Genomic DNA, 19,745 nt, shown 5'->3' on the forward strand with positions numbered 1-19,745 from the left:
GGCGCTACTCCTTCGCTCAGTCGGCCAGGGCGATCGGGCCGATCTCGTGGAACACATCGCCCGGGCCGGGGTTGTCCGGGTGGGTCTGGCCCCCGAAGTGGTTCATGATACCCCACACCGCATTGAGCGAAGTCTGCACCGCGCCTTCCACCCAGGCCGGGGTCCACGACACGTCGTCACCGGCGATGAAGATGCCGCGCTGTTCGGCGGGCATGTCCTGCTGCATGAAGTGCGCGTACATGCGCTGGTTGTAGCGGTAGTGGCCCGGCAGCGCGCCCTTGAAGGCGCCGAGGAAGTGCGGGTCGGCTTCCCACGAGATGGTGATCGGGTCGCCGATGATATGCCCGGCGATATCGGTCTTGGGGTAGATCTTCTTCAGCGCGTCGAGGGCCAGTTGCACGCGTTTTTCGGTCGGGTGCGGCAGCATCTTCAGGGCGTCGCTCATCCAGGCGTAGGACAGGCAGATCACCCCCGGCTTGTCGTCGCCGTTGTCGAACAGGTAGGTGCCGCGGGTCAGGCGATCGGTGAGGGTCATGCTCATCAGGTCGCGACCGGTTTCCGGGTCCTTGTCCTTCCAGAACGGCCGGTCGACCATGACGAAGGTCTTCGACGACTGCATGTAGCGGGTGCGGTCCAGGGCCATCCACATCTTCTGCGAGAACAGCGACTCCTCGCAGTCGATCTGGGTGGTCAGCAGCCAGCTCTGGCAGGTGGTGAGCACTGCCGCGTAGTGGCGCACGTCACCGTAGTTGTCAGTGACCGCCAGGCGACCATCGCTGGCCCGGGCGATGCGCTTGACCCCGGTACGCGGCGCGCCGCCGTGCAGGCCGCTGAGGCTGGTGCCGGCCGGCCAGTGGGCGCAATGTTCCGGCACATGGCGCCAGATGCCCTGCGGCACCTGCTCGACGCCGCCGACCACCAGGTGCTGGTGATCGTCGCAGTTGGTCATCACCACGCGGAAGATTTCCAGCATCGAGTTGGGGAAGTCCGAGTCCCAGCCGCCGGTGCCGAAGCCGACCTGGCCAAACACTTCGCGGTGCTGGAAGCTCAGCTTGGCGAACGAGCGCGAGGTGGCGACGAAATCATAGAAGGTGCGGTCGTCCCACAGCGGTACCAGCTTGTTCCACAGGTCCTTGAGGCGCGGCACGTCGCGGTCGCGAATGGCCTGCTGGATATCGCCGAACTGCGCGCCGCTCTCCAGAGCGTCGGCCCAGGCGTCGGCCACTTCGTGGAACAGCTGCGGCAGGTCGGCGGACTTCTCGGCGTAGTAGGTCTGGCCTTCCAGGTCGATGACCGTGCTGCCCGAAGCCGGGGTCAGCGGGTTGGGGAAGGGCTTGGTCTCCAGGCCCAGCTTGTCGACGTAGTGGTAGAACGCCGTGGACGACACCGGGAAGCGCATGCCGCCCAGTTCGGCGACGATGCCGTCGGTGCCGTTGAATGCCTGCGAGCGCAGCCGGCCACCCAGCTTGGAGGCCTCGTACACCACGGGCTTGAGCCCCAGCTTCATCAGTTCGTAGGCCGCCACCAGCCCGGCGATGCCGCCACCGACGATCGCCACCTCTTCGCCATGGCGCTCCTTGGGAATGCTGCCCAGACCGGCCGGGTGCTCCAGCCAGTCGTCGAAGGCGAAGGGGAAGTCGGGGCCGAAGATGGTGATGGGTTTCTTGCCGTCGGCGGGGTGGCGGTTTTTCTTGTTCATGTAATGACCTTGCCAGGGGCTGCGCAGGGGGCGGAGCCTGAGTATAGAGAATGCCTGGTGGCCATTTTATGAAGTGGGGTGTTCGTAATTAAGGTGCAGATTGGCGTCGTTATGTGCTTTGTTTCGTCTTAATGGGTTAGTGATTTTAAATAGTGACGATTTCTTGCTGGAAGGTGTTCGGCGTTGGCCTTGTGGTGTTCTTGAGAACGAGCGCCGCCCGCGCGGCGCTCGATTTCATAGGCGCTGTAATACTCTCGGCGGACACCTGGAGGCCTTCACGCCATCAACTCGCGGGGGTGAGTCCATTTCCTACAGACGGATAATTTTTCGAGACCTATCCTACAAGTCCTGTCGCTCCGGTCTGGCTGTGCGGGTAAGTCTTCGCGGTTAACTTCAGCCGGTCACCGCCTATTCGGTGATCGGGCGTGAGAACCCGGCGATCAAATTGGAGGCATGCTGTCATGGCAGCTGTGCGCGGGCAGGTTCTGCCTGGCCGGAATGTAGCCTCCAACTTCGCCGGTTCTCACCCCGCGCATGGCTGCCACCCATTCCCGTGAGAAGGTTGCGTGGTGGCCTCCTTGAGCCGGTAATGGAGGCAATACCAATGAAAAAGATCGTCCCCGACCCACCTCTCGCCCTGAACCCAACCACCGAGCAGTCCTCCTGCTCCTGCCAGTCCAGTCATCCCCCCATCTTCACCGTGCGCCCCGGCGTCGATGCCGCCGACGCCCTGGTCCACGCCAGCATGCTGGCCCGGGCCATCCAGGAAATCGCCGACGACTACGCCCAGCACCATGCCCCCGAAGCGGGGCGGGCGATGATCTGGTCGATCCTGCATTCGGCGGAAACGGTACGCGCGCTGCTGGAAGGGCTGCTCGACGCGATGGAGGCCTGAGGGCCGGGGGCCGCGGTCAGCCCGGCTGGCCGCGGTCCACCTTGCTGCTGAGGATGATCGATGTGGTGGTCTTCTCCACCCCGTCGAGGCTACCGATCAGGTCGAGCAACTGGTCCAGTTGCTCCGGCGAGTCGCTGAGCAGCCAGGCCACGTAGTCGAACTCGCCACTGACCGCGCACAGTTGCTGGACCTGCCCCATGGCGCTGAGGTGGCGCACGATGTCCTTGCCCGAACGCGGCTGCGCCTTGATCCCCACGTACGCCTGCAGGCCGCCGCCGATCAGGCGCTGCCCCAGGCGCACGCCATAGCCGGTGATCACCTTGTTGCGCTCCAGGCGCTCGAGCCGCGAGTTCACCGTGGTGCGGGCGATGCCCAGCTGGCGGGCGAGGGTGGCGACACTTTCGCGGGCATTGATCTGCAGCAGCGCGATCAACTGGCGATCGATGGCGTCAAGGGCGATGGAGGAGGTGGCCGGCATGGTAGGTCTCTTTTGTCGAGCTGCTAGCCTATGCAAGCGTGACCGCTTCGCGCAAGGCGCACAGAGGCGTCCGGGGCTGGCATTGCGCCGACAAGACGGTACGATGGCAGGCCGCTGCCATCGGGCAGCCTGGACCATGGCAGGAGTGATTGACCCATGAAGTTCAAGGACTGGTACTGGCGGCGATGGATTCGCCAACACGGTTGCAAGGTGAGCACAGGCATTTCCAAGTTCGGCAAGCGGGCGAAGCTGGCGCTCGAGGCCGAAGTGCGCATTGGCGATGTGGCGGTCAGCGCCGCCACCCTCGACGTCTCGATCGGGGCTCATACCTATATCCGCAGCGGCGGTTCGCTGCAGGTGGTCGAATCGATCGGGCGTTACTGCTCCATTGGCAGTGCGGTGGTCATCGGCCAGGAAAAATACGCTCACCCCACCGACTGGCTGAGTTCCCACCCTTTCCAGTTCACCGGCACCCAGTGGCAATACGAACCGCCGAGCACACCGGCGCGTATCGGTCACGACGTGTGGATCGGCGAGGGCGCGATGATCATGGAAGGTGTCGAGGTGGGCACGGGCGCGATCATCGCCACCCGCGCCCTGGTCACCCGGGACGTACCGCCCTACGCGGTGGTGGCGGGCTTTCCGGCGAAGATCGTGCGCTATCGATACCCAGAGGCGATGATCGAGCGCCTACTGGCATCGCGCTGGTGGGAGCGCGATACCCGGCAGTTGCTGGAGCTGCCGCTGCATGACCCTGCCGCCTGTCTTGATCGGATCAGCGGGCTCGGTGAGGCAAGTTACGCGAGGATCGAGATTTCGCGGCGTGGCTGCAAGGTGCTGACGTCGGCTTGAATTGCCGGGAATCTGTCACGACCGGGGCTGCTGCGCAGCCCTGATCGGATTTGATCAACGTGACGCACTGGTCTGCGCCGTGGCGCAAGGCGACTTCAGGCCAGCAGTCATGCTCTCGACGTTGTCGAGCATCTGGTTGCCTTTGTTGACCTTCTGCGCGTTCTCCGCAAGCTGCATGCGTTGGTCATAGGTGGCCGAGGTGCCATTCATGCTGTTCTTGGTTTCGAGCACGGAGTTGGCGATGCTGAGCAGGCTGCGGCCGGTGGAGATCAGGTTGTCGGTCGCACTGGGCGTGCACGGGGCGTTGCCGCCGGCCATCTGGCTGGGCTGCTGGCCCTGGTTGTAGGAGCCCGGTGCCACGCAACCTGCGAGCGTGGCCAGCATCGGTACAACGAGCAGGGCCCCAAGCGTTCCTTGGATGTTCATGTGACGTTCCCTCGATCACTGGGCTCCGACCCGGTGCCGAAGCGATGGAGGGATTCTAGAAACGCGGCAGTGATGGCGAAATAGAACGAGTGTGCTAAAGGCACTTTGCCGCTGGTCAGAGCGACCCGAGCTATAAATCCAGGGACTGCAACGGAATACCCAGCGCCGCGGCGATCTTCTCGCGGGTAGCCTTGCGTGGCCGTTCGGCCGATTCCTGCTGGGCATAGGCCGACTGGGAAATACCCAGGCGCTCTGCCACTTGAGCCTGGGTGAGATCCAGGTGCTTGCGCCACGCGCCAATGGGGGTCAAACCGTCTTTGACCATGTAGCCCACGACTGCATTGGGTACCAGGTCATCCTTCGGGCGGCTGGCGATGTAGTCGGCGTAAGGGAGCACGACGAAGGCTGGCCGGCCATCCGCCCCGTTGATGATCTGTACGTTAGTAGGTGTGCTCATCGCGCTTCTTGACCTCTTCGATGTTTACGATCTTCACGCCGCCGTCCCAGTCGAAAAGGATGCGGTAGTTTCCGACCCGCAGCCTGTAGCCATACTGATGATTGACCAGTGTCTTGACGTTCTGGACGTTCGGCATGTGGGCCAGTGCCTGGGTGGCATCGTAGATCTTCGGCTGATCGGCCTTGTTGACCTTCCTGAGCTGTTTGACTGCCTTGCGTGACCAGCTGATCGTGCTCATGCCCATTCCACCTTGCTCCCAAGGTTGAATTATAAGTTATTTATAAGTGTTGTCGAGGTGGGGAGGCGGTTCCGGTTGGCATGAAGGGCTCGCTGGGGCGGGGTAGGGCTGACAAAAACACGAAAGCCGCGCAGTTCGGGGCTTTGAAGGTGGTGGGCCCACACGGACTCGAACCGTGGGTGGTTACTGGTGTTTAGCGTAATTTGGCGAAATGGGTGGAAGCTGGGCACTGTACTGCCAGTGTATTGTTTTTTGTACCGCGGAGCGGTCAGGTTTTTCGGCCATGACGTTGTTCTCCTGGTAAAAGTGTGATCAAGGTTGTTGCAAGGTGGCAATTACACACCTAAGATGCCCGCCTTCTCTCACCCGACAGCAAAGGAGGTACATCATGCAACAGTCGATCACCCTTTGCAGGTCGCGCCTGGCTTGAACGCATTCGCCGCTACTCGTTAGCGGTACCGCAACGCCCGGCCTCTGGCCTGCCAATCCGAACATCTTTTTGTTTCAACCCATCAGGATTGGACTATGGGCACTTGCATTCGCAATTTGTCCGACGGCGCCGTATTGGTCGCCGCGGACGACACCTGGATCGAAGGAAAAGCGATCCAACAACTCGAAACCACCGCTCGCCTAGGGGGCATGCATCGGGTGGCCGGCATGCCGGACCTGCATCCGGGGCGTGGCTATCCGGTCGGCGCGGCATTCTTTTCCGTGGGGCGTTTGTACCCGGCGCTGGTCGGCAATGACATCGGCTGTGGCATGGCGCTGTGGCGCACGGACATCCCGACCGCCAAGCTGCATCTGGACAAGCTGGAGAAACGCCTTGGCAACCTCGACCTGCCGCTCGACGAGACGTGGCAGGAGGCCGTCGCCAGCTTCGGTTTGCCTGCCACGGGGCACGAGCGTTCTCTAGGCACCATTGGTGGTGGTAACCACTTCGCCGAGCTGCAGCAGCTCGATGAAAGCTACGACGATGCGGCCCTGGCAGCCTTGGGCATCGAGCGCAAACACCTGCTGTTGCTGGTGCACAGCGGCTCGCGTGGTTTGGGCGAGGCGATCTTGCGTGAGCAGGTCGACCTGTTCGGTCATCACGGACTGGAGGCGGGCAGCGAGGCCAGCACTCATTACCTGGGCCGGCACGACGGCGCGCTGCGTTTTGCCGAAGCCAACCGTCAGTTGATTGCCCGGCGCATGCTCGACCGCTTGCGTGCCGATGGTGATGTACTGCTCGACATCAACCACAACCTGGTGTCGCCAGCGCAGGTCGACGGGCTCGATGGTTGGCTGCATCGCAAAGGCGCCACACCGTCGGATCAGGGGGCGGTGGTGATCCCTGGTTCGCGCGGCGACTACAGCTACTTGGTACAGCCGATCGCCGACGAGCGCAGCCTGTTGTCCCTGGCCCATGGCGCCGGACGCAAATGGATGCGCAGCGAGTGCAAGGACCGCCTCGCCTCGCGCTACAGCGTCGAGCAACTGAGTCGTACGGCACTAGGCAGCCGCGTGATCTGCGCCGACCGGGCGCTGATCTACGAGGAAGCGCCGGAGGCCTACAAGGCTATCGACTCGGTGGTGGGGGCCTTGCGTGAAGCGGGGTTGGTTCGCGTGCTGGCACGACTGAAACCGGTGCTCACCTACAAGACGCGCGGAGGGTGCTGCTGATGATCCTACTGCAACTCTCGGCGGCTCAGGGGCCGGAAGAATGTGCCCTGGCAGTGGCCAAGGCATTGCTCAGGCTGCAGGCCGAAGCGGATGCCCAGGCCGTGGCGGTACAGATACTCGAAGAAGAGCCGGGGCCGCGGCGCGGTACCTTGCGCTCGGTGTTGCTGGCACTGGATGGCGAGCAGGCCGAGCGCCTGGCGGATCACTGGACGGGCTCGCTGCAATGGACGTGCAGCAGTCCGTACCGGCCGGGGCATGCGCGCAAGAACTGGTTCTTTGGGGGCGCACGGTTTGCGCCACCGGCACCGGAATTGGCGAGCGAGATCCACTTCGAGACCTTGCGTTCGTCCGGGCCGGGTGGTCAGCATGTCAACACCACCGACTCGGCAGTGCGCGCCACGCACCTGGCCAGCGGCGTCAGCGTCAAGGTACAGAGCGAGCGTAGCCAGCACGCCAACAAACGCTTGGCGCTGCTGCTCATCGGTCAACGCCTGGCGCAGCAGGCAGAGCAGGTCGACAGCGAACTGCGCGCGGAGCGGCGGTTGTTCCATCACCGCATCGAGCGTGGCAATCCACGTCGGGTGTTTCGTGGCGAGCGCTTCGAGCCGGCTGACGAGTAGATTGTGTGCGAGACCATAGGACTGTATCTGAGGTGGTCCCGCCAAAAACACGAAAGCCGCGCAGTGCGCGGCTTTCAGTTTGGTGGGCCCACACGGACTCGAACCGTGGACCAAAGGATTATGAGTCCTCTGCTCTAACCGACTGAGCTATAGGCCCTCAGCAGGTGCGCAGGATTATAACGAGGGTTTCGATAGCGTGCCATCCGAAAGATCCGTTTGTGCTATGCGAAGAAAGGTCGCCGCGAACTCGTTCGGTGGCAGTGGCAGGCTGACGATGTAGCCTTGGATCTGCTCGCAGCCTTCGGCGGCCAGGAAGCGTTGCTGCGCCTGGTTTTCCACGCCTTCGGCAATGATCGTCAGCTGCATGCTGCGGCCCAGGGCGATGATGGCGCGGGCGATGGCGGCGTCGTGGGGATCGTCCGGCAGGCCGCGGATGAACGACTGGTCGATCTTGAGGATGTCCAGCGGCAGGCGCTTGAGGTAGCTGAGCGAGGAGTAGCCGGTGCCGAAGTCGTCGATGGCCAACTGCACGCCCAGCAGCTTGAGCTGATGCAGCACGCTCAGCGCTTCCTCGGCCTGGCTCATGATGAAGTTCTCGGTGATCTCCAGCTGCAGGTCGCCGGCCTTGAGCTGATAGCTGCGCAGCAGCTGTTCGATACGCCGGGCCAGGCTGGGCTGGCGCAACTGGGCACCGGCCAGGTTGATCGAGAGCGGGCCAAAGGCATGGTAGGCCTTCTTCCAGGCGTGCATCTGCCGGCAGGCCTGCTCCAGCACCCAGTCGCCGAGCTGCAGGATGGTGCCGTTCTCCTCGGCCAGGTGGATGAACTGCTCGGGCGGCACTTCGCCGAAAGTGGGATGGGTCCAGCGGACCAGCGCCTCTGCGCCGACCAGGCTCTGGGTCTTGAGGCTGAACTTGGGCTGATAGCACAGGCTCAGCTCGTTGCGCTCGATGGCGCGGCGCAGCTCGTGTTCCAGGGCAATGCGTTCGCTGGCCTGGGTGGTGAGCTCGCGGGTGTAGGCCTCGACGCGGTTGCGACCCTTGGCCTTGGAACGGTACATCGCGGCGTCGGCGTTGCGGATCAGGCTGGCGACATCGGTACCGTCCTGCGGGTACAAGCTGATACCGATGCTGGCGCTGGTGAAGAACTCGTGCTCGCCGGCCTGGAACGGCGCGTGGAAGCCGGCCAGCAGCTTGTTGGCGATGGCGCTGGCATCACTGGGCTTGTGCAGGCCGGGCAGGAGGATGATGAACTCGTCGCCACCCAGGCGGGCCACGGTGTCCACGTCGCGCACCTGCTCCTTGAGGCGCTGGGCGATGCCCTTGAGCAGCAGGTCGCCCACCGGGTGGCCGAGGCTGTCGTTGATGTGCTTGAAGCGGTCGAGGTCGAGGAACAGCACCGCGCCCTGGCGGTTGGATATCTGGGCGCAGTTCAGCGCGGCCTGCAGGCGGCTTTCGAACAGGGCGCGGTTGGGCAGGCCGGTGAGCGGGTCGTGGTGGGCCTGGTAGTCGAGCTTGGCCTGGGCGTGCTTGAGGCTGGAGATGTCGGCGAACACGGCGACGAAGTGAGTGATCTCGCGCTCGTGGTTGCGCACGGCGCTGATGGTCAGCCAGCCGGGGTACAGTTCGCCGTTCTTGCGTTTGTTGAAGATCTCGCCCTGCCAGTGGCCCTCGGCGGTCAGCTGGTGCCACATGGCGGCGTAGAAGGCACTGTCGTGCTGGCCGGAGGCGAGCAGGCGTGGGGTCTGGCCGAGGGCTTCGATCTCGCTGTAGCCGGTGATCTCGCTGAAGGCGCGGTTGACCGCGCTGATACGCTGGTCGGTGTCGGTGATCAGCACGCCTTCGGCGGTGTTCTCGAACACCGTGGCGGCCAGCTGCAGCTTTTCCTGCATCAGGTGGCGCTCGGTGATGTCGCGGGCGATGGTCAGCATGCAGTCGACGCCGCCGATCGGCAGTGGCCGGGCGGACAGCTCGCAGAGACGGATCTGCCCGTCGCTGCGGCGGATATGGCAGCTGAAGTCGCGTACGAAACCGTCGCGCTGCAGTTGGTCGACCAGGCGCTGGCGCTCGTTGAGGTCGACCCAGATGCCCAGGTCCAGCGAGGTCTGGTCGACCGTGGTGCTGATGTCGTAGCCGGTCAGGCGGCAGAAACCTTCGTTGACCTCCAGCAGCAGGCCGTCGCTCTGGCGCGACAGCAGCAGCCCGTCGGGGGAGGCGTGGAAAGCCTTGGCGAACTTCTCCTCGGAGGTCTGCAACTGCTGCTGGGTTTCCTTGAGCTGGCTGATGTCGCGGATCGCCACCACCAGTGCCGGCATGTTGTCGAGTTCGAAGGTTTCGGCCGAGGTCAGGCCAGTGAACAGTTCGCCGTTGCTGCGCCGGAAGGTCATTTCCAGGTTGCGGATACCGCCCCGGTGCAGGCGTTCGAGCAATGCCGGGCCGGTACCGGCCACGCCCCACAGGCCGAGCTCGGTGGCGGTGCGGCCGATCACCTGGGTGGGATTCAGGCCGATCAGCTCCTCGAAGGCTTCGTTGACCTCCAGCAGGCAGCCATCGCTGTGCCGGGCAATGACCAGGATGTCCGGGCATTGCTGGAACACCGAGGCGAACTTCTGCTCCGACAGGCGCAGGGCATCCTCGGTGTGCTTGGTTTCACTGATGTCGATCATCAGCCCACGCATCAGCGGCTTGTGGCCGTGCTCGATCATGCTGACGATGTTGCGCACCCACAGGGTATGGCCGTCGGCGCGGATCACCCGGTAGTCGAGGCTGTGGTCGCGCCCGGCCGCTGTCTCGCTGTCGCAGTAGGCCTGCGCCCAGAGGGCGTCCTCCGGGTGCAGGATGCTGCGCCAGAAGCCGGGCTTGAGCCATTCCCCCGTGGGGTAGCCGAGCAGGTCCTCGGCGTGGGGCGAGACATAGCTGTAGCTGAAGTCGTTGGCGTCGGCTTCCCAGGCCACCGCCGACAGGCTCTCGATCAGGCCGCGATAGTGGTACTCGCTGCTGCGCAGTTCCTGCTCCAGGGCGATGCGCCGAGAAATCTCCGAGCTCAGGCGGCGGTTGATGCGGATCACCACCGCCAGGATGGCCATCAGCACCAGCACCGCCGGCAGGCCGTAGAGCAGGACATCGTGCCAGAAGGTCCGCTGGTCGACGACGTTGCCCACCCAGCGTTGCTGGATTCGGCTGACTTCGCTGCTGCTCATGTCGGCCATCACCTTGTCGAGGATGCCGACCAGCACCTTCTGCTGGCGGGGCACGGCCATGGCCAGTTGATAGCGGTAGGGCGTTTCGCCGCTGACGTACAGGCCGTCCAGCTTGAGTTGGCGCAGGCTCCAGATGCTCGAGGCGAGGTCGCCGACCACCGCGTCCACCTCGTCGGTGGCCAGGGCCTGCAGGGTCGAGCTGACGTTGGGCATGGCCACCAGGTTGAGGTCGGGGTGGTGGGTACGCAGCAGTTCGTGGGGCGCGTAGTTTTCCACTACGGCGATCTTCAGGCCGTAGAGGTCCTTGAGGTTGCGTGGTTGCGCGCCGCCGGAGTGGGCGAGGATGACGATCGGGAAGTCCAGGTAGGGGCGGGTGAAGGCCAGGTAGTTCTGGCGCTCCGGGGTGGACATGATCCCGGGAAGCAGGTCGAGACGGTTGCTGCGTGCCTGTGCGAGCACTTCGGTCCAGCTGCTGGGCTCGATCGGCTTGAGGGTGATCCCCAGGCGTTCCTGGATCAGGGCGATGTAATCGGCGGCCAATCCCTGGTAGCGACCTTCCTGGTCGCGAAATTCGAACGGCGGCCATGAAGCATCGACGCCCAGGCGCAGCTGCGGGTGGGCGCTGAGCCAGGCTTGTTCCTCGTCGGTCAGGGTCAGGGCGCCGGCCGTTGTGTTCCAGGCGAGCAGGAGCAGCAACAGGAAGGCCGGCATCATGGGCATAGCGGCCTCTCGATCAGGGGGACTGATTCGAGTGTAGACGGGCATCTCGCCCGCTGGGTAGACAGTGGCAACGACCTTCTGTCACATAAGAAAAACCCCGGCCTGGGCCGGGGTTCGTCTTTACTCGTCGAGGAAGGAGCGCAGATGCTCGCTTCGCGTCGGGTGGCGCAGCTTGCGCAGCGCCTTGGCTTCGATCTGACGGATCCGCTCGCGGGTCACGTCGAACTGCTTGCCTACCTCTTCGAGGGTGTGGTCGGTGTTCATGTCGATGCCGAAACGCATGCGCAGCACCTTGGCTTCGCGCGCGGTCAGGCCCGAGAGCACGTCACGGGTCGCTTCCTTGAGGCTTTCGACTGTGGCCACGTCGATCGGGGACTGCATGGTCGAGTCCTCGATGAAGTCGCCCAGGTGCGAATCTTCGTCGTCACCGATCGGGGTCTCCATGGAGATCGGCTCTTTGGCGATCTTCAACACCTTGCGGATCTTGTCCTCAGGCATCTCCATGCGCTCGCCCAGCTCTTCCGGGGTCGGTTCGCGACCCATTTCCTGCAGCATCTGCCGGGAAATGCGGTTGAGCTTGTTGATCGTCTCGATCATGTGCACCGGGATACGGATGGTGCGCGCCTGGTCGGCGATCGAGCGGGTGATCGCCTGGCGGATCCACCAGGTGGCGTAGGTCGAGAACTTGTAGCCGCGACGGTATTCGAACTTGTCCACCGCCTTCATCAGGCCGATGTTGCCTTCCTGGATCAGGTCGAGGAACTGCAGGCCGCGGTTGGTGTACTTCTTGGCGATCGAGATCACCAGACGCAGGTTCGCCTCGACCATTTCCTTCTTGGCGCGGCGAGCCTTGGCTTCGCCGATGGACATGCGGCGGTTGATGTCCTTGATCTCGGCGACGGTCAGGCCGGTCTCGGTCTCGAGGTCGATCAACTTCTGCTGGCAGGCAACGATGGCGGCGTCCTTTTCACCCAGGGCGGCGGCCCACTTGGTGTTGCGCTTGGCCAGGTCACCGGACCAGGTCTGGTCGGTCTCGTTACTCGGGAACAGGCGCAGGAAGTCGGCGCGCGGCATGCGGGCGTCACGCACGCATAGCTGCATGATGGCGCGTTCTTGCTGGCGCAGGCGGTCAAGGGCGCCGCGTACACGCTCGACCAGTACGTCGAACTGTTTCGGTACCAGCTTGATCGGCATGAACAGGTCAGCCAAGGCCTGCATGGCGCCAATGCTTTCGGCGTGAGCGCGGCCGTGCTTCTTCAGCACCTTGAGGGTGATGACCAGCTGATCGTTGACGGCGCCGAAACGCTGGGCGGCGACGACCGGGTCCGGACCGCTTTCGGCCTCTTCCTCGTCATCGCTGCTTTCGGCGTTTTCGTCGTCTTCGTCTTCCTCTTCCTTCGCGGCAGCGGCCTTGGCACCTGGAATCGGTACTTCTTCGGTCGGCGCGGCGATGTTGTCGTCAGGGTCGATATAACCGCTGAGGACGTCGGACAGGCGGCCGCCTTCGGCGGTGACGCGATCGTATTCGCTGATGATGTAGTCGACGGTGCCCGGGAAGTGAGCGATGGCGCCCATGACTTCACGGATGCCTTCCTCGATACGCTTGGCGATTTCGATCTCGCCTTCGCGGGTCAGCAGCTCGACGGTACCCATTTCGCGCATGTACATGCGCACCGGGTCGGTCGTGCGGCCGATATCGGTCTCTACTGCCGCCAACGCTGCGGCGGCTTCTTCGGCTGCGGCTTCGTCGGTGTCGGCTTCCGCCAACAACAGGGCATCCGCATCCGGAGCACTCTCGAATACGTTGATCCCCATGTCGTTGATCATGCGGATGATGTCTTCCACCTGTTCCGGATCTGAAATATCCTCAGGCAGGTGGTCGTTGACCTCCGCGTAAGTCAGGTAGCCCTGCTCACGACCGCGGGTGATCAACTCTTTGATACGAGATTGCTGTTGCGCTTTTCCGGACATAACACCCTATCCACTGAAGGTCTTGGCGGGCAAAAAACAAGCCGAGGATTATACCCGAACCTGGACCTCACGCGCCAGATGAGGTCGGGTTTTGTGCGGGAACATTGCGGCTCAGCAGGGCGAGCAGCTGAGATTTCTCCTCTGTGCTCAGTTCACTTAGACGCGCTTTCCTGAGCAGATGTTCCAGGCTGCGCTCGCGTTGGCGAGCGGACAAACTAGTTATAGTGTCGAAAAACTGTTGTTCAAGGTTGTCGGCATCGATCAGCCATTCCTTTTCCGCCAGGGCGCGCAGCAGGCGGCCCTGTTCGGTGCCGTGCCAGCGTGCGATCAACTGCATAGAGCTTAGCTTAGGATTCTTCTGCGCGGCCTCGATCAGCGCCACCAGCAGTTGGCTGTACAGTTGTTCTTCGTCGGCGAAGTGGCTGGCGTCCTCGACCTTGCCGGCCAGCAGCGGGTGATGCAGCAGGGTGCGCAGGGCCGACAGCGTCGGCGGTTCGACCGGCGCCGGCACCCGTGGCGGGGCTTCACCGCGCTGGCCGTCGCGCTGCCAGGGCTTGCCGCCTTTCTTGTCCCATGGCTTGCCGTCCCACTGCTTCTTGCCGCCGCCCTTGTTCGGTGTCCAGGGGCGTTGCTCCTGCTGCTGCGGGGCATACTCGGGCTGGTAGTGCATGTCGCCGTGGTCCGGCGTGTAGCTGGCCATGGCGTCGTAGTCGTAACCGGGGTCGTAGTCCGGCACGCTGGGTGTCGGCGCGCTCTGCGCCAACTGCTCCATCTGCTGCGGGTCGAGCCCGGTGATGTCCTTCAGGCGGTTGCGCATCAGCTGGCGCAGGTTGGCGCCCGGGACTTTTTCGATCAGCGGCGCGGCCAGGGTGACCATGTGCGCCTTGCCTTCCAGCGAGCGCGGGTCGGCCTCGTTGCTCAACTGCTCGAAGAAGTAGTCGGCCAAAGGCTGGGCGTGCTGGTTGATGCGGGCCTGGAAGGCGTCGGTGCCTTCGGCGCGCACCAGGCTGTCCGGGTCTTCACCCTCGGGGAGGAACAGGAAGCGCGCACGGCGGCCGTCCTGCAGGCTCGACAGGGTCGCCTCCAGGGCACGCCAGGCGGCCTTGCGCCCGGCCTGGTCGCCGTCGAAGCAGAACAGCACGCTGGGCACCACGCGGAACAGGCGCTTGAGGTGCTCTTCGCTGGTGGACGTACCGAGGGTGGCCACCGCGTTGCGCAGGCCCTGCTGGGCCAGGGCGATGACGTCCATGTAGCCCTCGACCACGATGATCTCGTCGAGGTTGCGGTTGTGCTTGCGCGCCTCGTACAGGCCGTACAGCTCCTGGCCCTTGTGGAAGACCGGGGTTTCCGGGGAGTTCAGGTACTTGGGCTTGTCGTCGCCCAGTACCCGGCCGCCGAAGGCGATGACCCGGCCACGGCTATCGCGGATCGGGAACATCACCCGGTCGCGGAAGCGGTCGTAGCGCTTGCCGCTCTCGGCGTTCTCGATCAAGAGGCCTGCGTCGATCATCACTTTCTGCTGCAGCGAGTCGGCGCCCAGGTGCTTGAGCAGGTTGTCCCAACCCGGCGGGGCGAAGCCCAGGCCGAAGTCGCGGGCGATCTCGCCGGACAGGCCGCGACCCTTGAGGTAGTCCACCGCCGCCTTGCGGGTGGCGTGGCCGCGCAGGGCCTGGCGATAGAACTCGCTGGCCGCTTCCAGCAGTGGATACAGCGGTGAATCGGTTGGCTGGCGCGGCTTCTGTCCACGGCGGCCTTCTTCCCGGGGTACTTCCATGCCGGCCGCGCGGGCCAGTTCCTCGACCGCCTGGGGGAAGTCCAGGTTGTCGTGGTCCATGATGAAGCCAAGCGCGTTGCCGCCGGCGCCGCAGCCAAAGCAATAGTAGAATTGCTTGTCGGGGCTGACGGTGAAGGAGGGGCTCTTTTCCTTGTGGAACGGGCAGCAGGCGGAGAGATTCTTGCCGGTCTTCTTCAGCTGGACGCGCGAACTCACCACGTCGACGATGTCGGTGCGGTTGAGAAGGTCATCGATGAAGCTCTGGGGAATCAGCCCGGCCATGGCAGTCTCGTCATCTGGCAGCTGGCAAGTCTAAACGCTTGTGCGCGGGTTTGGCGTGGGGTATCTCGCAGGAAGAGGAGTGTGCTCGTCACCAGCCCATGAAGGGCTCGTCAGAAAGGACGTGCACGCCTGGTCGGGGACCAGTTCTGACGCGTTGATGCGGGTTGCCCATGGCTTTTGCCGGGGCGCCCAAGGCGCATGGCCAAGGGTTTGAAGCGACCGCTGCCATCAGCCCGGCACGAGGCCGGGCATGGCAGAAGCTTTGCGTAGAACGGCTGTACTTAGTACAGACGAACGGCGCGGCGCTGTTCGCGCTGAACCTTCTTGGCGTGACGCTTTACAGCGGCAGCGGCTTTGCGCTTGCGCTCGGCGGTCGGCTTCTCGTAAAACTCGCGGCTACGAACTTCAGCCAGTACACCGGCTTTTTCGCAGGAGCGCTTGAAACGACGCAGAGCTACGTCGAAGGGTTCGTTCTCTTTAACTTTGACGGCTGGCATCCAGGGCTACCTTAATTCATTACCGGGGTAGACGTGCTCCTGGCAAAACATAAGGTGTGCTGGAGAACGTCGGTTTTCAAGGGTTGCGGATGTTAACCCTTAGCTGGCCGGAATGCAAAGCCTCTGATCGAAAACCGCTGGTCGGCACCGGACACGGGGACTATCATGCGCGCCTTCGAATTCAGCCTCGACAAGGCACGGACCCATGCTAGTACTGGGATTGGAAACATCCTGCGACGAAACTGGCGTCGCATTATACGACAGTGAGCGCGGCCTGCTGGCCGACGCGCTGTTCAGCCAGATCGACCTGCACCGCGTCTATGGCGGCGTGGTGCCCGAGCTCGCCTCGCGCGATCACGTCAAGCGCATGCTGCCGCTGATCCGCCAGGTGCTGCAGGAAGCCGACTGCGTCGCCACCGAGATCGACGCGATCGCCTACACCGCGGGTCCTGGCCTGGTGGGTGCACTGCTGGTAGGGGCTTCCTGCGCCCAGGCGCTGGCGTTCGCCTGGGATATTCCGGCGATCGGCGTGCACCATATGGAAGGCCACCTGCTGGCGCCGATGCTCGAGGAGCAGCCGCCGGAATTTCCGTTCGTCGCTTTGTTGGTGTCCGGTGGGCACACCCAGCTGGTGCGCGTCGATGGCATCGGCCAGTACGAGCTGCTGGGCGAGAGCCTGGACGACGCCGCTGGCGAAGCCTTCGACAAGACCGCCAAGCTGATCGGCCTCAATTATCCGGGCGGCCCCGAGATCGCCCGCCTGGCCGAGCAAGGCACGTCCGGGCGCTTCGTGTTCCCGCGGCCGATGTGCGATCGGCCGGGCCTGCAGTTCAGTTTCAGCGGCCTCAAGACCTTCGCCCTGAACACCTGGCAGCAATGCCGCGACGCCGGGGACGACAACGAGCAAACCCGTTGCGACGTGTCGCTGGCGTTCCAGCAGGCGGTGGTGGAGACTCTGACCATCAAGTGCAAGCGCGCGCTCAAGCAGACCGGTCTCAAGCGCCTGGTCATCGCCGGTGGCGTGAGCGCCAACAAGGCCCTGCGTGTTTCGCTGGAAGAGATGCTGGCCAGCCTCAAGGGCAATGTCTACTACGCCCGTCCGCGGTTCTGCACCGACAACGGCGCGATGATCGCCTACGCCGGTTGCCAGCGCCTGTTGGCCGGGCAGCAGCAGGACCTGGCCATCAGCGTGCAGGCGCGCTGGCCGATGGAGCAGTTGCCGGCGGTGTGAGAGCGCCGGGCTTATGCGCACGCCTCAGAAATGGCGTTCGCGCCCGGCGAACAGGTCACGCAGGTTGTTGCGGTGGCGCCAGACGATCAGGATCGTCAACACCGTCATCGGCAGTAGCGCTTCGGGTTCGCGCCAGGCCAGCAGCGGCAGCGTTAACGGCGTGGCGATCAGCGCCGCCAGCGAGCTGGTGCGGGTGAGGTAGAAGGTCAGCAGCCAGGCGCCGATGGCCAGCAGCGCGGCGGGAAAGTACAGCGCCATGAGCATGCCGGCGGCAGTGGCCACGCCCTTGCCGCCCTGGAAACGGAAGTACACCGGGAACAGGTGGCCGAGCACCGCGCAGATGCCGACCCAGGCCTGTTCCTGCTGGTCGAGCCCGGCCAGGCGGGCCAGCAGTACTGGCAACATGCCCTTGCACAGGTCGCCCAGCAGCGTCAGGATCGCCAGTTTGCGGCCGGCCAGGCGTAGCATGTTGGTCGCGCCGGCATTGCCCGAGCCGCTGGAACGCGGGTCGGGGCTGCCGCTGAGGCGGCTCAGGACGATGGCGAAGGACAGAGAGCCGAGCAGGTAGGCAAGCAGCGCCAGTGACCAAAACATGCTAACTATTCCGGGCGAGGACGCCCTGATTCTAACGGCGCCCGTCGCCCTTGTCGTGCTGTGGAGAGAAGTGCTTGGACAGAGTGTTCATCGAAGGCCTGGAAGTCGATACCGTCATCGGTGCCTATGACTGGGAGCGGGATATTCGCCAGTGCCTGCGCCTGGACCTGAGTTTCGCCTGGGACAACCGCCCGGCGGCGGCCGGTGACGACCTGTCGCTGGCGCTGGACTACGCCAGTGTCTCGGCGCGGGTCCAGGCCTTCGCCGAGCAGGCGCGGTTCGAGCTGGTGGAGACTTTCGCCGAGCGTCTGGTGGCGGTGCTGATGGACGAATTCAACATCCCCTGGGTGCGGCTGAAACTGACCAAGCCGGGTGCGGTGCCTGCGGCCCGTGGCGGTGTAGGCGTGGAGATCGAGCGCGGATGTCTCTGAGTACCGTCTATCTCGGGCTGGGCAGCAACATCGACCGCGAGCGGCACTTGTGCGCGGGGCTCGATGCGTTGGCTGGCATGCTCAGTGACATGCACTGCTCCGCAGTGTTCGAGAGCCAGGCCGTGGGAATCAAGAGCGGCCCGTTCTACAACCTGGTGGTGCGCGGACGCACCGACCTGCCACTGCTGGAACTCGACCGCCGGCTCAAGTTCATCGAGGCCGAAAACGGCCGCTACGCCCCGGATCGCAAGGGGCTGCCGCTGGATATCGATGTACTGATGTTCGATGACCTGTGTGGCACGTTCAATGGTCTGGTGTTGCCGCGGGCGGAGATCTTGAAGAACGCCTTCGTGCTCTGGCCGTTGTCGTTGCTGGCGCCGGAGCTGGTGCATCCGGGCGTGGGCAAGTCCGTGGGGCAGCTGTGGCAGGAGGCGAACATCGAGCAGGTGCTGGCGCCGGTGCCTTTCGAATGGCGGGGCTTGCAGCTGACCCTGATGTAAGCCGGTACCGCCTTCTTCGCGGGTAAACCCGCTCCCACAGGTATCGCGCCGCTGTTGAACGCGGTGAAAACCTGTGGGAGCGGGTTTACCCGCGAATGGCGGCGGCAGATCAAGCTGATTTGTATGCTTCGAGCGCCTTCAGCCGTTTGTCTTTTAGTGCGTCTCCCAAGGCCTTTCCGGTCAGTCCTTTCTCTATCAGTGACTTCACTTCCACAGCCCGCGCTGCTTCAGCAGCTCCCCGCAGGTAAATGCCCTGAGGGTAATCCGAGTCTGGTGCAGCCATCTCGCACGCGGCGATGAACTCCTCGAAACGTTGCGGTCGTCGATACACATCGAACTTCTGCAGCAGCTCCAGCAGGCTTGTTGGTTCCAGTGCCTGGGCGTTATCGGCCTCTTCGGCGAACTCCCCTACCAGCACCGCCAGTTCCTGGCATTCGCGTGGGACCTTGAAGCGCTGGTTGAGTGCCTTGATCGCTGTTGGCTCCAATCCACGCAGCAGGCACGCCCAGCGCACCGGCAGTGATTGCTGGTGCCTGGCCGCCTGGTGCAGCGCAGCCAGTGTATCGGCGCCGTGCTCCAGCTCTGGCATCAGCTCGTTCAGCGCGCCGCAACTGCGCAGCACCTCGATGAACACCTGGGGCTCGCTTTCCATCAAAGCCCGCTCGATCTCCTTCCAGCTGCGTTCGGCAGTAAGCGCCTGCAGTTCACCCGACTCGGCGATCTGGCGCATGAGGGCCAGGGTTTCATCGGCAACCTCGAAACCCAGAGGTGCATAGCGCGCCGCAAAGCGGGCAACACGTAGCACTCGCAACGGATCTTCGGCGAACGCCGGGGAAACATGGCGCAGGATCCGTTGTTCGAGATCGACCTTGCCGTGATAGGGATCGTGCAGCGCGCCGTGTTCGTCCTCGGCCATGGCATTGATGGTCAGGTCGCGACGCACCAGGTCTTCTTCGAGGGTGACTTCGGGGCTGGCATGAAAGGTGAAACCGCCATAACCACGACCGCTCTTGCGCTCGGTACGGGCCAGGGCATATTCCTCACCGGTCTTTGGGTGCAGGAACACCGGGAAATCGGCCCCGACCGGGCGGAATCCCTGGGCCTGCATCTGTTCGACGGTGGCGCCAACCACCAGCCAGTCGACGTCGCTGACCGGGCGGCCAAGCAGGCGGTCGCGCACGGCGCCGCCAACCTTGTAGATCTGCATGTGAAACCTCCAT

18 protein-coding genes and 1 tRNA gene are annotated in these 19,745 nt (G+C 63.9%); 7 read left to right on the top strand and 12 right to left on the bottom strand.

The genetic code is table 11. The annotated features are described in order from the left end of the window. Positions 1-16: 16 nt before the first annotated feature. A complete protein-coding gene (locus tag HU735_RS05075) occupies positions 17-1,699 on the bottom strand; it encodes an NAD(P)/FAD-dependent oxidoreductase (RefSeq protein WP_186712669.1) in 1,683 nt (560 codons plus the stop codon). A gap of 604 nt (positions 1,700-2,303) precedes the next feature. Between HU735_RS05075 and HU735_RS05080 the strand changes: the two genes are divergently transcribed. Further along, positions 2,304-2,594, top strand: coding sequence for a hypothetical protein (locus HU735_RS05080; protein WP_186712670.1), 291 nt, complete (start codon positions 2,304-2,306; stop codon positions 2,592-2,594). Positions 2,595-2,610: 16 nt separating this feature from the next. On the opposite strand, the gene HU735_RS05085 is transcribed toward HU735_RS05080, so the two are convergent. Next, entirely contained in the window at positions 2,611-3,072 is a 462-nt protein-coding gene (locus tag HU735_RS05085; protein ID WP_088852407.1) for an Lrp/AsnC family transcriptional regulator, read from the bottom strand. Between the two features lie 156 nt (positions 3,073-3,228). On the opposite strand from HU735_RS05085, the gene HU735_RS05090 reads away from it, so the two are divergent. Then, complete coding sequence (locus HU735_RS05090; RefSeq protein WP_186712671.1) at positions 3,229-3,924, top strand: CatB-related O-acetyltransferase; 696 nt, start codon at positions 3,229-3,231, stop codon at positions 3,922-3,924. A gap of 54 nt (positions 3,925-3,978) precedes the next feature. On the opposite strand, the gene HU735_RS05095 is transcribed toward HU735_RS05090, so the two are convergent. The 3 genes from HU735_RS05095 to HU735_RS05105 form a co-directional block, all read right to left on the bottom strand. Further along, positions 3,979-4,350, bottom strand: coding sequence for a hypothetical protein (locus HU735_RS05095; protein ID WP_046857393.1), 372 nt, complete (start codon positions 4,348-4,350; stop codon positions 3,979-3,981). 130 nt (positions 4,351-4,480) lie between these two features. Continuing rightward, entirely contained in the window at positions 4,481-4,807 is a 327-nt protein-coding gene (locus tag HU735_RS05100; protein ID WP_186712672.1) for a helix-turn-helix transcriptional regulator, read from the bottom strand. Continuing rightward, positions 4,791-5,045: a type II toxin-antitoxin system RelE/ParE family toxin gene (locus HU735_RS05105; protein ID WP_186712673.1), complete on the bottom strand. Its 255-nt coding sequence runs from the start codon at positions 5,043-5,045 to the stop codon at positions 4,791-4,793. Before HU735_RS05105 ends, HU735_RS05100 begins: the two co-directional genes overlap by 17 nt. 525 nt (positions 5,046-5,570) lie before the next feature. Here HU735_RS05105 and HU735_RS05110 point away from each other — a divergent pair. Together HU735_RS05110 and prfH are read left to right on the top strand one after the other, a co-directional pair. Further along, positions 5,571-6,707, top strand: a complete 1,137-nt coding sequence (locus tag HU735_RS05110) for an RNA ligase RtcB family protein (protein WP_062575415.1) — start codon at positions 5,571-5,573, stop codon at positions 6,705-6,707. Beyond that, the gene (gene prfH, locus HU735_RS05115) at positions 6,707-7,327 is read left to right on the top strand and encodes a peptide chain release factor H (RefSeq protein WP_186712674.1); all 621 of its coding nucleotides are present in this window, start codon (positions 6,707-6,709) and stop codon (positions 7,325-7,327) included. The genes HU735_RS05110 and prfH overlap by 1 nt, the downstream gene beginning before the upstream one ends. Before the next feature lie 80 nt (positions 7,328-7,407). Here prfH and HU735_RS05120 read toward each other — a convergent pair. From HU735_RS05120 to rpsU, 5 genes are all read right to left on the bottom strand, one after another. Further along, positions 7,408-7,484: transfer RNA gene (locus tag HU735_RS05120), tRNA-Ile, on the bottom strand. A 17-nt stretch (positions 7,485-7,501) separates the two neighbouring features. Continuing rightward, positions 7,502-11,245, bottom strand: coding sequence for an EAL domain-containing protein (locus HU735_RS05125; RefSeq protein WP_186712675.1), 3,744 nt, complete (start codon positions 11,243-11,245; stop codon positions 7,502-7,504). 120 nt (positions 11,246-11,365) lie between these two features. Next, a complete protein-coding gene (gene rpoD, locus HU735_RS05130; RefSeq protein ID WP_186712676.1) occupies positions 11,366-13,216 on the bottom strand; it encodes an RNA polymerase sigma factor RpoD in 1,851 nt (616 codons plus the stop codon). A gap of 67 nt (positions 13,217-13,283) precedes the next feature. Then, positions 13,284-15,272: a DNA primase gene (gene dnaG, locus HU735_RS05135; protein WP_186712677.1), complete on the bottom strand. Its 1,989-nt coding sequence runs from the start codon at positions 15,270-15,272 to the stop codon at positions 13,284-13,286. Between the two features lie 281 nt (positions 15,273-15,553). Then, complete coding sequence (rpsU, locus tag HU735_RS05140; protein WP_003255575.1) at positions 15,554-15,769, bottom strand: 30S ribosomal protein S21; 216 nt, start codon at positions 15,767-15,769, stop codon at positions 15,554-15,556. A gap of 205 nt (positions 15,770-15,974) precedes the next feature. On the opposite strand from rpsU, the gene tsaD reads away from it, so the two are divergent. After that, entirely contained in the window at positions 15,975-17,000 is a 1,026-nt protein-coding gene (tsaD, locus tag HU735_RS05145) for a tRNA (adenosine(37)-N6)-threonylcarbamoyltransferase complex transferase subunit TsaD (RefSeq protein ID WP_186712678.1), read from the top strand. Positions 17,001-17,024: 24 nt separating this feature from the next. Here tsaD and plsY read toward each other — a convergent pair whose 3' ends face one another. Continuing rightward, positions 17,025-17,594: a glycerol-3-phosphate 1-O-acyltransferase PlsY gene (gene plsY / locus HU735_RS05150; protein WP_050703505.1), complete on the bottom strand. Its 570-nt coding sequence runs from the start codon at positions 17,592-17,594 to the stop codon at positions 17,025-17,027. Between the two features lie 74 nt (positions 17,595-17,668). Here plsY and folB point away from each other — a divergent pair, with 74 nt between their 5' ends. Further along, positions 17,669-18,025, top strand: coding sequence for a dihydroneopterin aldolase (folB, locus tag HU735_RS05155; protein ID WP_050703506.1), 357 nt, complete (start codon positions 17,669-17,671; stop codon positions 18,023-18,025). Then, positions 18,016-18,525 carry a 2-amino-4-hydroxy-6-hydroxymethyldihydropteridine diphosphokinase gene (gene folK, locus HU735_RS05160; RefSeq protein ID WP_186712679.1) on the top strand — a complete coding sequence of 170 codons (510 nt, stop codon included), beginning with the start codon at positions 18,016-18,018 and terminating at the stop codon, positions 18,523-18,525. Before folB ends, folK begins: the two co-directional genes overlap by 10 nt. Before the next feature lie 109 nt (positions 18,526-18,634). Here the strand turns inward: folK and HU735_RS05165 are convergent, their stop codons facing one another. Then, the gene (locus HU735_RS05165) at positions 18,635-19,732 is read right to left on the bottom strand and encodes a multifunctional CCA tRNA nucleotidyl transferase/2'3'-cyclic phosphodiesterase/2'nucleotidase/phosphatase (protein WP_186712680.1); all 1,098 of its coding nucleotides are present in this window, start codon (positions 19,730-19,732) and stop codon (positions 18,635-18,637) included. Between the last annotated feature and the right edge of the window lie 13 nt (positions 19,733-19,745).

The organism is Pseudomonas sp. BW16M2 (assembly GCF_014268865.1).
GTDB classification, from domain to species: domain Bacteria; phylum Pseudomonadota; class Gammaproteobacteria; order Pseudomonadales; family Pseudomonadaceae; genus Aquipseudomonas; species Aquipseudomonas peradeniyensis.